This window comes from Pseudomonas sp. FYR_5, assembly GCF_043106315.1.
In the GTDB taxonomy this organism is placed as follows: domain Bacteria; phylum Pseudomonadota; class Gammaproteobacteria; order Pseudomonadales; family Pseudomonadaceae; genus Aquipseudomonas; species Aquipseudomonas putida_Y.
In genome coordinates this window covers 1-12,861 of the sequence record NZ_JBICMK010000083.1, presented here as the reverse complement: position 1 = coordinate 12,861, position 12,861 = coordinate 1, and the positions used below count along the sequence as shown (strand labels likewise).

General features: G+C 62.4%; 10 protein-coding genes. 7 read left to right on the top strand and 3 right to left on the bottom strand.

Features of this window, described 5'->3' with window-relative positions; translation table 11 throughout:
• Positions 1 to 279 precede the first annotated feature (279 nt).
• The 4 genes from secA (at position 280) to ACF8RA_RS14295 (ending at position 6,144) form a co-directional block, all read left to right on the top strand.
• Complete coding sequence (gene secA, locus ACF8RA_RS14310; protein WP_176682617.1) at positions 280 to 3,015, top strand: preprotein translocase subunit SecA; 2,736 nt, start codon at positions 280 to 282, stop codon at positions 3,013 to 3,015.
• A gap of 182 nt (positions 3,016 to 3,197) precedes the next feature.
• On the top strand, positions 3,198 to 4,415 hold the full coding sequence (gene argJ / locus ACF8RA_RS14305; protein WP_021785812.1) for a bifunctional glutamate N-acetyltransferase/amino-acid acetyltransferase ArgJ: 1,218 nt from the start codon (positions 3,198 to 3,200) through the stop codon (positions 4,413 to 4,415).
• 155 nt (positions 4,416 to 4,570) lie between these two features.
• Positions 4,571 to 5,203 carry a glutathione S-transferase family protein gene (locus tag ACF8RA_RS14300; RefSeq protein WP_176682618.1) on the top strand — a complete coding sequence of 211 codons (633 nt, stop codon included), beginning with the start codon at positions 4,571 to 4,573 and terminating at the stop codon, positions 5,201 to 5,203.
• Positions 5,200 to 6,144, top strand: a complete 945-nt coding sequence (locus ACF8RA_RS14295; RefSeq protein ID WP_392519269.1) for a Nudix family hydrolase — start codon at positions 5,200 to 5,202, stop codon at positions 6,142 to 6,144. The genes ACF8RA_RS14300 and ACF8RA_RS14295 overlap by 4 nt, the downstream gene beginning before the upstream one ends.
• Positions 6,145 to 6,283: 139 nt before the next feature.
• Here ACF8RA_RS14295 and ACF8RA_RS14290 read toward each other — a convergent pair whose 3' ends face one another.
• Genes ACF8RA_RS14290 through ACF8RA_RS14280 form a run of 3 tightly spaced genes read right to left on the bottom strand, consistent with a single transcriptional unit; the run spans position 6,284 to position 9,837 of the window.
• Positions 6,284 to 6,850 (bottom strand): cob(I)yrinic acid a,c-diamide adenosyltransferase, encoded by a 567-nt coding sequence (locus ACF8RA_RS14290; protein WP_176682620.1) that lies wholly within the window; start codon positions 6,848 to 6,850, stop codon positions 6,284 to 6,286.
• A 1-nt stretch (position 6,851) separates the two neighbouring features.
• The gene (locus ACF8RA_RS14285) at positions 6,852 to 8,882 is read right to left on the bottom strand and encodes an ATP-binding protein (protein WP_176682792.1); all 2,031 of its coding nucleotides are present in this window, start codon (positions 8,880 to 8,882) and stop codon (positions 6,852 to 6,854) included.
• Positions 8,883 to 8,919: 37 nt separating this feature from the next.
• Complete coding sequence (locus ACF8RA_RS14280; protein ID WP_176682621.1) at positions 8,920 to 9,837, bottom strand: putative 2-dehydropantoate 2-reductase; 918 nt, start codon at positions 9,835 to 9,837, stop codon at positions 8,920 to 8,922.
• A 100-nt stretch (positions 9,838 to 9,937) separates the two neighbouring features.
• Between ACF8RA_RS14280 and ACF8RA_RS14275 the strand changes: the two genes are divergently transcribed.
• From ACF8RA_RS14275 to ACF8RA_RS14265, 3 genes are all read left to right on the top strand, one after another.
• Positions 9,938 to 10,423 carry a YajQ family cyclic di-GMP-binding protein gene (locus ACF8RA_RS14275; protein WP_003251890.1) on the top strand — a complete coding sequence of 162 codons (486 nt, stop codon included), beginning with the start codon at positions 9,938 to 9,940 and terminating at the stop codon, positions 10,421 to 10,423.
• A 112-nt stretch (positions 10,424 to 10,535) separates the two neighbouring features.
• The gene (locus tag ACF8RA_RS14270; protein WP_176682623.1) at positions 10,536 to 11,378 is read left to right on the top strand and encodes a mechanosensitive ion channel family protein; all 843 of its coding nucleotides are present in this window, start codon (positions 10,536 to 10,538) and stop codon (positions 11,376 to 11,378) included.
• 129 nt (positions 11,379 to 11,507) lie between these two features.
• Entirely contained in the window at positions 11,508 to 12,752 is a 1,245-nt protein-coding gene (locus tag ACF8RA_RS14265; protein WP_176682624.1) for an MFS transporter, read from the top strand.
• The last annotated feature ends 109 nt before the right edge of the window (positions 12,753 to 12,861 follow it).

Here is a 12,861-nt window from a genome sequence, read left to right as displayed (position 1 = left end):
TATCAATACCTCGAGCGGGTTCACCCGCGAAGAGGCCGGCACCGGCAGCCAAAGACAAGACTGGTTCTCGATAGCTTTCATGTTGCCAAGCCTTGAACTCAGGGAAAATGCCCCTATCTAAAACAGGCCCCTGCCAAAACGCTGTATCAGCATCGTGGAAATCCACCACTTTCCTCACCATCGTTTCCGGGTAGAATGCTCGTTCGCATGCGGCCTATGGGCTGCACGGGCGACTCACGGGGCCGCCCTCCATCCCTACGTGTGGAAGATCCTGCCGATATGTTTGCGCCTTTGTTAAAAAAACTTTTTGGAAGCAAGAACGAGCGTGAAGTCAAACGCATGCTCAAGACGGTGAGTATCGTCAATGCCTTCGAAGAGAAGATGGTGGCCCTCTCCGACGAACAACTGCGGGGCAAGACCGTAGAGTTCAAAGAGCGCCTGGCCAAAGGCGAGACACTGGACCAATTGCTGCCCGAAGCCTTCGCCGTGGCCCGCGAGGCCGGCAAGCGCGTAATGGGCATGCGCCATTTCGATGTGCAGTTGATCGGCGGCATGACCCTGCACGAGGGCATGATCGCAGAAATGCGCACCGGTGAAGGCAAGACCTTGGTCGGTACCCTGGCCGTCTACCTCAATGCATTGTCCGGCAAGGGCGTGCACGTGGTCACCGTCAACGACTACCTGGCGCGCCGTGACGCCAACTGGATGCGCCCGCTGTACGAATTCCTCGGTCTGTCGGTCGGTATCGTTTCGGCCTTCCAGCCGCCGGAAGAAAAGCGCGCCGCCTATGCCGCCGACATCACCTACGGCACCAACAACGAGTTCGGTTTCGACTACCTGCGCGACAACATGGCGTTCAGCCAGGACGAGAAGTTCCAGCGTGAACTGAACTTCGCCGTGATCGACGAAGTCGACTCCATCCTCATCGACGAAGCGCGTACCCCGCTGATCATTTCCGGTCAGGCCGAGGACAGCTCCAAGCTGTACATCGAGATCAACCGCCTGATCCCGCGCCTCACCCAGCACATCGAAGAGGTCGAAGGCCAGGTCACCCAGGAAGGCCACTTCAGCATCGACGAGAAGAGCCGCCAGGTCGAGCTGAACGAAGCCGGTCACCAGTTCATCGAAGAGATGCTGGCCCAGGCGGGCCTGCTGGCCGAAGGTGAGAGCCTGTACTCCGCGCACAACCTGGGCTTGCTGACACACGTCTACGCCGGTCTTCGTGCACACAAGCTGTTCCACCGCAATGTCGAGTACATTGTCCAGGACGGCCAGGTTCTGCTGATCGACGAACACACCGGCCGTACCATGCCGGGTCGTCGCCTGTCCGAGGGCCTGCACCAGGCCATCGAGGCAAAAGAGAACCTGAACATCCAGGCCGAGAGCCAGACCCTGGCTTCGACTACCTTCCAGAACTACTTCCGCCTGTACACCAAGCTGTCCGGCATGACCGGTACCGCCGACACCGAAGCGTTCGAGTTCCAGTCGATCTATGGTCTGAACGTGATGGTCATTCCGCCGAACAAGCCGCTGGCGCGTAAGGACTACAACGACCTGGTGTACCTGACCGCTGACGAGAAATACGCCGCGATCATCGCCGACATCAAGGAAAGCATGAAGCTGGGCCGCCCGGTGCTGGTGGGTACCGCGACCATTGAAACTTCCGAGCACATGTCCAACCTCCTGAAAAAGGAAGGTATCGACCACAAGGTGCTCAACGCCAAGTATCACGAGAAGGAAGCCGAGATCATCGCGCAAGCAGGTGCGCCAGGTGCACTGACCATCGCCACCAACATGGCTGGCCGTGGTACCGACATCCTGCTGGGCGGTAACTGGGAAGCCGAAGTGGCTGCCCTGGAAAACCCGACCGCCGAGCAGATCGCCCAGATCAAGGCCGACTGGCAGAAGCGTCACCAGCAAGTGATCGAAACGGGTGGCCTGCATGTAATCGCTTCCGAGCGCCACGAGTCGCGCCGTATCGACAACCAGTTGCGTGGCCGCTCCGGTCGCCAGGGCGACCCGGGTTCCAGCCGCTTCTACCTGTCGCTGGAAGACAGCCTGATGCGCATCTTCGCCTCTGACCGGGTGAAGAACTTCATGAAGGCACTGGGCATGCAGTCGGGCGAGGCCATCGAGCACCGCATGGTCACCAACGCTATCGAGAAAGCCCAGCGCAAGGTCGAAGGCCGCAACTTCGATATTCGTAAGCAATTGCTCGAATATGACGACGTCGCCAACGAGCAGCGCAAGGTGATCTACCACATGCGCAACAGTCTGCTGGCTGCCGATAACATTGGCGACACCATCGTCGAATTCCGCAAGGAAGTACTGGACGCTACCATCAGCCAGCACATTCCGCCGCAGTCGCTGCCAGAGCAGTGGGACGTAGCCGGCCTGGAGGCTTCGCTGGCCAGCGATTTCGCCATCAAGTTGCCGATCCAGCAATGGCTCGACGAGGACGACCACCTCTACGAAGAGACCTTGCGCGAGAAGCTGCTGAGCGAGATCACCGCTGCCTACAACGAGAAGGAAGACCAGGCTGGTCTCGAGGCCCTGCGAACCTTCGAGAAGCAGATTCTGCTGCGCGTGCTGGACGACCTGTGGAAAGACCACCTGTCGACCATGGACCACCTGCGTCACGGTATTCACCTGCGTGGTTATGCGCAGAAGAACCCGAAGCAGGAGTACAAGCGCGAGTCGTTCAGCCTGTTCCAGGAACTGTTGGAGTCGATCAAGCGCGACACCATCCGCGTGCTGTCGCACGTACAGGTGCGCCGCGAAGACCCGGCCGAAGAAGAAGCCCGCCTGCGCCGCGAGGCTGAAGAGCTGGCTAGCCGCATGCAATTCCAGCACGCCGCCGTATCCGGCCTGGAAAGTGAGCAGTTGAGCGAAGAGGGAGCCGAAGTAGCGGTAGCCTCGGCGCCAGTACGCAATGACCAGAAGCTGGGCCGCAACGAGCCGTGCTGGTGCGGTTCGGGCAAGAAGTTCAAGCATTGCCATGGTCAGATCGAGTGATCTGAACCTTACGTTGTACAAGCCTGGGGCCGCTTTGCGGCCCTTTCGCGACACAAGGCCGCTCCCACAGGTGCCGCGCTCGTCCATGAACGGGCGCGATCCTTGTGGGAGCGGCCTTGTGTCGCGATGGGGCGCGAAGCGGCCCCTTTTTCGAAATCATCGTTTTTTCTAGGAGCGCTCTAATGGCTGTTGGTCTTGGTCCTTTGCCCACCCTGCACCCGGTTCCGGGTTTTGAACTCGGTATCGCTTCTGCCGGTATCAAGCGCCCGGGGCGCAAGGATGTGGTGGTCATGCGCTGTGCCGAAGGCTCCAGCGTGGCGGGTGTGTTCACCCTCAACGCCTTCTGCGCCGCGCCGGTGATCCTGTCCAAGCAGCGTGTACAGGGCACCGTGCGCTACCTGCTGACCAACACAGGTAACGCCAACGCCGGCACCGGCGCGCCGGGCCTGGCCGCCGCCGAGCGTACCTGCGCCAAGCTGGCCGAACTGGCTGGCGTACCGGCCGAGTCGGTACTGCCGTTTTCCACCGGCGTGATCGGTGAGCCGCTGCCGGTCGAGAAGATCGAAGGCGCGCTGCAGGCCGCGCTCGACAACCTGTCGGAAAACAACTGGGCTGAGGCCGCTACCGGCATCATGACCACCGACACCCTGCCCAAGGGGGCCAGCCGCCAGTTCCAGCACGATGGCGTGACCGTTACCGTCACCGGCATCAGCAAGGGGGCAGGCATGATCCGCCCGAACATGGCGACCATGCTGGGTTACATCGCCACCGACGCCAAGGTGGCACCGAAGGTTCTCAAGGACCTGATGCTGGACGGCGCCAACAAGTCGTTCAACCGCATCACGATCGATGGTGACACCTCGACCAACGATTGCTGCATGCTGATCGCTACCGGCAAGGCTGACCTGCCGGAAGTGACCGAAGCCAGTGGCGCGCTCTTCGAAGCGTTGAAAAAGGCCGTGTTCGAAGTGTGCATGGAAGTGGCCCAGGCCATCGTCCGTGACGGCGAAGGCGCGACCAAGTTCGTGACCGTGCAGGTCAACGGTGGTGGCAACCACCAGGAGTGCCTGGATGTCGGCTACGCCGTGGCCCACTCGCCGCTGATCAAGACCGCGCTGTTCGCCTCCGACCCGAACTGGGGCCGTATCCTTGCCGCCGTAGGCCGTGCCGGCGTACCGGAGTTGGATGTGAGCCTGATCGATGTTTACCTGGACAACGTTTGCATTGCGAGCCAAGGCGGCCGCAGCCCGAGCTATACCGAGGCGCAGGGTTCGGCAGTGATGGCCCAGGAAGAGATTACCATCCGAATCGAACTGGGCCGTGGCCAGTGCAGCGAAACCATCTGGACGACCGACCTGTCCCACGAGTACGTGAAGATCAACGCCGAGTACCGTACCTGATCTACTGATCCGAAAGCCTCTTCGCGGGCACGCCCGCTCCCACAGGTGTTGCAATGCCTGCAGGAGCGGTGCGGTCCCTGTAGGAGCGGGCTTGCCCGCGAAAGGCCGCGCAGCGGCCTGCGGGTTTTGCAATGCAAACCTGATGGAGCCGAACCATGAGCTATCACCTGATCATCGGCGACAAGCTGTACTCCTCCTGGTCGCTGCGTGGCGCCCTGGCCCTCGAGCTGGCTGGCATACCCTACGAAGAAACCCTGATCAAGCTGAACCAGCCTGATACCCGTCAGCGCATTCTCGCGTACTCCGCCACCGGCAAGGTACCGCTGCTCAAGACCGAGCACGGTGTGATCGCTGACTCGCTGGCCATTGCCGAATACCTCAACGAACGCCACCCCGAAGCCCAGCTGTGGCCTGCCGATGTGGCCGCGCGTGCCCAGGCCCGTTCGGCCTGTGCGCAGATGCATAGCGGCTTTTTTGCCCTGCGCGGCGCCATGCCGTTCGACTTGTCGCGCGACCAGGCGCTGGAAAGCGTGCCGCTGGACGTACAAATCGACATCGACCGTATCGTTGCGTTGTGGTCCGAATGCCGTCTGATGTCCAAGGACAGCGGCCCGTTCCTGTTCGGCAAGCCAAGCCTGGCCGATGCCTTCTTTGCCCCGGTGGCGGTGCGCCTGCGCACCTACCGCGTAGAAGTCCCTGCTGAGGCGGCAGCCTACATCGAGACCATTTATCAGTGGCCAGCCTTCCAGGCATGGCAACAGGCAGGCCTGGAGGAGCGTAAAGCGTGAAACGGATTCATGTAGTAGCGGCCGTCATTCGCGGTGCTGATGGCCGTATTCTGATCGCACGCCGTGCCGACACCCAGCACCAGGGCGGCTTGTGGGAGTTCCCCGGTGGCAAGGTGGAAGAAGGCGAAAGCGTCGAAGCGGCGCTTGCCCGCGAGTTGCGCGAGGAGCTGGGTATCGAGGTAAGCCGGTCGCGTGCGCTGATCAAGGTCAGCCATGACTACCCGGACAAGCAGGTGCTGCTGGACGTGCGCGAAGTCGAGGCGTTCACTGGCGAACCCCATGGTGCCGAAGGCCAGCCGCTGGAATGGGTTGCCCCGCGCGATTTGCCGCAGTACGAATTCCCTGAGGCCAACAAGCCGATCATCGCCGCTGCGCGCCTGCCGGACCAGTACCTGATCACCCCGGATGGCCTGGAGGTGCCGCAGCTGCTCAAGGGCATCCAGAAGTCGGTGGCCAATGGCATTCGCCTGATCCAGTTGCGTGCCCCGGACATGTACGATCCCAAGTACCGCGACGTGGCCGTGGATGCGGTCGGGCTGTGTGCGGGCAAGGCGCAGTTGATGCTTAAAGGGCCACTGGAATGGCTGGGTGATTTCCCGGCGGCCGGTTGGCACCTGACGGCCGCGCAACTGCGCAAGTACGCTGCCAGGGGCCGGCCGTTCCCCAAGGAACGCTGGTTGGCCGCGTCCTGCCACAGTGCCGAGGAGCTGGCGCTGGCTGAGCAGATGGGCGTGGACTTTGTCACCCTGTCGCCAGTGCAGGCAACCCAGACTCATCCGGATGCGGTGCCGCTGGGCTGGGATGAGGCGCAGCGCGTGATTGCCGGGTTCAACAAACCGGTGTATCTGCTGGGTGGGGTAGGGCCGAGTGAGCGCGAGCAGGCCTGGGAAGCGGGGGCACAGGGTGTAGCCGGGATCCGGGCGTTCTGGCCCGAGGTTTGAGTCCCCTGTGACAGGGGCCGCTGCGGGGCCCCTTCGCGGGCTTGCCCGCTCCCGCAGGAAACTCACAAGCTTCAAGCCTGCTCGAAACCTGTGGGAGCGGTCAAGCCCGCGAAGGGGCTGCAAAGCAGCCCCAGAAGTATCAGCCTTTGGGTTTCTCGGCGGGCTGCCACAAAACCTCAGCCACCCCCTGGCGCCGCCCGATGATCCGCGCCGCCACGAACAATAGATCGGAAAGCCGGTTGATATACGTCATCCCAACGCCTTCCAGTGGCTCCACGGCATTCAACTGCTGACACCGGCGCTCTGCACTGCGCGCCAGGCTGCGGCACACATGCGCCTGCGCCACCAGCGCCGAACCACTGGGCAGAATGAAGTTCTTCAGCGGCCCCAGTTCTTCGTTCCACACATCGATGGCCGCCTCCAGGCGTTCCACTTCCGCCAGGTTCAACGCCTGGTAACTGGGCATCGCCAGCTCGCCGCCCAGGTCGAACAAGCGGTGCTGACACGGCGCCAGTACTGTGGCCACCTCATTCAGCCCGTGCTCGGCGAGCCCCGCCAGCAGCAACCCCAACTGGCTGTTCAGGCTGTCCACCTCGCCAATCGCTTCGATCCGCGGGTGGTCCTTGGGCACCCGACGGCCGTCGCCCAGGCCGGTTTCGCCTTTGTCGCCGGTGCGGGTATAGATTTTCGAAAGGCGGTAGCCCATATCATTGCTCCGTTCTGGTCGGCGCCGCCGCTGTCGGCTGGCTGAGGGGCAGGCGCAGGGTAAAGCAGGTGCCCTGGCCTGGCGTGGATTGCACTTCCATCTGCCCCTTGTGGTTATTGGTGATGATGAAGTACGAGACTGACAGGCCCAGCCCGGTGCCCTGGCCGATTTCCTTGGTGGTGAAGAACGGCTCGAAGGTGCGCTTGCGCACTGCCTCGGGCATGCCGACGCCGTTGTCCTCGACCTGGATTTCCGCCCATGGCGGGTTCAGCCGTGTGCGCAGTGTGATGCGCCCGGGCTCGCTGGGTTGCGGGCGTTGGTGGATGGCCTGGGCCGCGTTCTTCAGCAAGTTGAGCAGTACTTGTTCCAGCTCGTTGGCGGTGCAGGGCACCGGCCCCAGGTCGGGGTCGAACTGGCGCACGATGGCTTGACCCTTGAAGTCGAAGCCTATGGCCAGGTCGAAGTCATTGCCGGCAATTTCAAGCGCCTGATCAATCAGTGCCGGCAGTTCACATGGCACCAGTTGGCGGTTGCTGCGGCGGCTGAAACTGAGCATGTGGGTGACGATCTTCGCCGCCCGGGCGCCGGCCTGCTGAATGCCGTCGAGCAGTTGCGGCACCTCGCGGCTGTCCAGGTAGCGGTTGATCGTGGCCAGGTCGATGCCCAGCTCTTCGGCCTGTTCCTGGTTGCGCGGCAGGTCGGACGACAGGCGCCGGCGAATGTTCTGCACATTGTGCAGGATAGCGCCCAGCGGGTTGTTGATTTCGTGCGCCATGCCGGCAGCCAGGCCGCCGACCGAGAGCATTTTTTCCGACTGCACCATCATCTCTTCCAATGACAGGCGTTGGGTGATGTCGTCGATACGAATGACCACGCCGCGCCCGCCGCCGCCGGTCAGTGGGTAGAAGGTCAGGGCGTAGTGGCGCAGGTCGTCGCCCTTGGGCCAGGTTACCCGCTCGATCTTCGCCACTCGATGTTTTTCCACGGTTTCCTTCAGTTGCGGGAGGAACGGCTTCAGCGGCTCGAATGCAATGAACACCGGCTGGTTGAGTGCCTCGTCCAGTGGCGTGCCGGAAAGCACCGTGGCTTCGTGGTTCCATTGGGTCACGTAAAGCTGTTCGTCGAGGGCAATCAGTGCCGAGGGCATCGAGTCGATGATGCTGTTGAGGTAGTTCTGGAAACCGGTGAGTTTTTTCTCGATCTTGCTGCGTACCTGTACTTCCAGTTCCAGCTTGCGGTTGGTGTGGCGGGTTTCCTCGGCAAGGCCCTGAGCCTGGTCGTAGGCGCTCTGGAACTCGTCGCGGGCGCTCTTGAGCTGCTGCTCGCGGGCCTCGATGCGCGACAGCATGGTGTTGAAGGCCTCGGCCAGGCTGCCGATCTCATCGTCGTTGCCGCGCTGGGCGCGCAAGGCATAGCTCTCTTCGCGGGTAACCTGGCGGCTGAGTTCCTCAAGCTGGTTGATCGGTTGTGTGATCAGGCGCTTGATCTGCCGGGCGATGACGATCCATAGCAGGACACTGAACACCAGGATGCCCAGGCTGGCGCTGAGTGTGCCGGTGTAGAAGGCCATGGGCAGTTCGCTGCTGGCCACCAGTAGCAAGTGTGCCGGTGGGTTGGCATCGCGGGGGATGCGGATCAACTGAGTGTTGCGAAACTCCATCAGGCGCCAGCCGTCGATGTTGCGAAAACGCTTGGGCAGGGCCAGCGGCTCGCCATGCTGCAACTGCGCCAGCATCCGCCCATCGCCACCGTAGACGGCGGCGGCACGCAGCGGTGTGTAATTGTCCAGTTCCTTGAGCAGGGCATTGGCAGTGTCCGGGGTGTCGCCGGCGCGGGCTGCAAGCTGTGGATTTGCCACCAGCCGGCCGATGGTCTGCAGGGCCTGCGGCGCCATGCTTTCCTGGGTGATCCAGTAGGCGGCGCTGATGAAGGTGAGGTTGGCCACCAGCAAGATGGTCACCAGCAATACCAGCAGGGCCGCCAGCAGCTTCTGCCCGACCGGGAGGTTTTCCAGGCGTTGGCGCAAGGTCATGGGCAAGGCAATGTCCGTATCCGGTTGAAGGGCCGCGTCAGTCGCAGGGCAAGCCACGCACGCGCAGGTTTTCGACCAAGCGCTGCAGCAGGTGTTCCAGCTGCGGCAGCTGCAGGCCATGACGGGTGGCAGCACGGCAAGCATGGCCGAGCAGGTAGTGCAACTCGGTGCGCCGTCCTGCATGCACGTCCTGGTACATGGAAGAGTAGTTGGCTGCGGTGGCCAGGATTACCCGCTGCACTTCTTCGTCCAGCCCCTCGGCTGCTTGCGGCTGGCCGCAACGGCGCAGCAGTCGGGCCAGCTCGGCGCACAGGGCCTGAACTTCACCCAGGTGCCCCAGCAGCCCGCCATTCTGGCAATCGTGAAGCACGGTCAGCGGGTTGATGGCGCAATTAAGCGCCAGCTTGCGCCACAGTCGGGTGAGTATGTCCACTGTCCATTCCGCGGGGATACCGGCTTCGTGCAGGTCATCGAACCAGGCGGGGACCATGGGGTTACCTGGGTCGCCCAGCCAGTTGAAGCCATGGCCGGCAAAACGCACCTGCCAGTCCCCCTCGCGGAAGGCGCCTTCGGTGCTGGAGACGAAGATGCAGCGAGCGTGCGGCACCAGGTCGGCGACTTCATCCTGACTGCCCAGGCCATTCTGCAGCAGCAGCACCTCGGCGCTTTCGGCCAACCGCGGCGCTACACTGGCAATCGCCGGGGCAGCGTCATAGGCTTTGCAGGCCACCAGCAGGCGGTGAATCGGGCCTTGCGCCTGCGCGGTTTCGGCAGGTATGGCGTAGTGCCGGGTTTGCTCCTGTTCGGCCAGGGACAGGCCACCGGCCTGCTGATAAGCCTGCAGCCGCTGCCCGTCACGCAGGATCAGGCGCACGGCCTTGCCTGCGCGTGCCAGGCGGCAGGCCCACAGACTGCCCAGGCTACCGGCGCCGAGAATATGCCAGGTGCTGCTCATATGCGTTTCGCAACCCGTTATAATGAGCCCGCATTTTAACCTTCAAACCCAGCGCGCTCCATCTTCAGCCTGAGCGCGCTTTTATTTTGGGAGAACCACCATGCCTTCGTTCGACGTGGTATCGGAACTGGACAAGCACGAAGTGCAGAACGCGGTCGACAACGCCATCAAGGAACTGGACCGCCGCTACGACCTCAAGGGCAAAGGCACCTTCGAGTTCAAGGACAAAGAGCAGACCGTGATGCTCACCGCGGAGGAAGAGTTCCAGCTCGAGGCGATGCTGGAAATCCTGCGCCTGGCACTGGTCAAGCGCAAGATCGACGTGAAGTGCCTGGAAACCAAGGACCCTTACGCCTCCGGCAAGGAAAAGAAACAGGAAGCCAAGTTCCGCGAAGGCATCGACAAGGACCTGGCGAAAAAGATCGTTGCCACCATCAAGGATGGCAAGTTGAAAGTACAGGCCGCCATCCAGGGTGAGCAGGTACGGGTAACCGGCAAGAAGCGTGACGACCTGCAGGAAGCCATTGCCCTGCTGCGCACCAAGGAATTCGACATGCCGCTGCAGTTCAACAACTTCCGCGACTGATGCGGGGGCCGGAACCCCGATGGCTAAATGATGTCCATGGGGGCCGGGGTTGCGTAATTACATGCGCGGCCTGTTCTACCGTGTACTTGCCGCTCGGCATCAGGAGATGAATATGGATTTGAACGCTGAGGTCGATCAGCTCGTCCGCCAATCCCAGACGTGGATCCCTTTGATCATGGAATACGGCAGCCGTGTGCTGCTGGCACTGCTCACCCTGGCGGTTGGCTGGTGGATCATCAACAAGGTCAGCGCCCGCCTCGGCAGGCTCGTTGGCCTGCGCAACGCCGACCTGGCGCTGCAGGGCTTCATCAGCTCTCTGGCAAACATCGTGCTGAAGGTGCTGCTGTTGGTCAGTGTGGCCTCGATGATCGGCATCGAGACCACCTCGTTCGTCGCCGCCATCGGTGCTGCAGGCCTGGCCATCGGCCTGGCCTTGCAGGGCAGCCTGGCGAACTTCGCCGGTGGTGTGCTGATTCTGATGTTCCGCCCGTTCCGTATCGGTGACTGGATCGAAGCACAGGGCGTTGCCGGCACCGTCGACAGTATCCAGATCTTCCACACCGTGCTGCGCACCGCTGACAACAAGACGGTCATCATGCCCAATGGCAGCCTGTCCAACGGCATCATTACCAACACCAACCGTCAGCCGACGCGCAAGGTGGTGTTCGATGTGGGCGTTGACTACGAGGCCGACCTGCAGACGGCCCGCAATGTGTTGCTGGAGCTGGCAAAGGACCCACGCGTCCTGCAAGACCCGGCACCGCAGGCGGTCGTGTCGACGCTGGGCGACAGCTCGATCACCGTATCGCTGCGCTTGTGGACCAAGACCTCCGATTACTGGGACGTGATGTTCATGCTCAACGAGTATGCGCGTGACCGCTTGAAGGCCGAAGGGATCGACATTCCGTTTCCGCAGCGGGTCATTCGTGTGGTGCAGGAGACTGCAACGCAGTAATACCGCGTCAAAGCTGGGGCCGCAAAGCGGCCCCGGTTTTTTTCCTACCTTGATTACACTTGTTCACAGCAACTTCCAACAATTTCTGGCATATAGCCTGACCCCGCCTGCCACACCCGATACGCCATCATGAAACCACTGCTGTATATCACCCCTCTGCGCGCCTTGCTGTTCGGCCTGACCTTGGCCCTGTTCGAACTGCTGACCTACCTGGCCAGCGACGCGGTCATGCCGGCCATGCCGGTCGTGGTCGGCGACCTCGACGCCAGCCCTGAATACATACCCCATGCCCTCAACCTGTACCTGCTGGGGGGCGTGGTACTGCAATGGCTGATCGGCCCGCTGGCCGACCGCTATGGACGGCGCCCGCTGCTGCTGGTTGGCTGCGCATTCTTTGGCCTGGCCTGCCTGGCTACCTTCTGGGTCCAGGGCATCGGCCTGTTCAACCTGTTGCGCCTTTTGCAGGGCATTGGCCTGGGTTTTGTGGTCACTGTCAGCTACCCGGCCCTGAACGAGGCTTTCAGCGAGGCTGATGCCGTACGCATGATGGCCCTGCTGGCCAACATCGCCTTGCTGTCGCCCTTGCTCGGACCGCTGGTGGGCACTCTGCTGCTGCAATGGCTGGACTGGCGCTGGCTGTTCGTGGCGTTCGCCATCGGCGCGGTGCTGGCCTGGCTGCTGTTGTACCGCCTCATGCCGGAAACCCTGGGGGTGGAGCGCCGTGACGGTTCGCGGCTGGCATTCACGCCGATTCACCTGCTGCCACTGTTGGCGGGCTATGGCCAGTTGCTGGCCAACCGCCGCTTCGTTGCAGGCAGCGCTGCCCTTGGGTTGGTCGGCTTACCGCTGATTGGCTGGATCGGTCTGTCGCCGGTGCTGCTGATTCACGATGAGGGGTTGAGTACCCTGGAGTATGCCTTGTGGCAGTTGCCGGTGTTTGGCGGGCTGATCCTCGGTAACCTGATCATCAACCGTATTGCTGACCGCTATCCGCTGCCAGCCTTGGTGCGTGGCGCGCTCTGGCCATACCTGGCCGGCCTGTGCCTGATGGTGCTGGCGACCTGGTACTGGCCGAGCGTGACCAGCCTGGTGGCGGGCATGTCGCTGTATGCGCTGGGGTTGGGCGTGGCCAATGCGGTGCTGTACCGCATGACGCTGTTCTCCAGTGAACAGAGCAAGGGTCTGGTTTCGGCCATGCTGGGGATGATCACCATTGCCCTGCTCGGGCTCGGAGGGGCGCTGCTAGCGATGATTGGCGCCGGTGCCAGCTTGCTGCATTTTGCCCTGGCGGCGGGGGTGGCGGGGGCGTTGGCGCTGTGGCCGCTGTGGTTTGTGGTGGGTGGGCGGCCTGGGGAAGGGGCTGTAGCTCGATAATCGGTATTGCCTGTGCCGGCCTCTTCGCGGGTAAACCCGCTCCTACAAGGCAACGCGGCCCGGCCTCTTCGCGGGTAAACCCGCTCCTACAAGGCGACGCGGCCCGGCC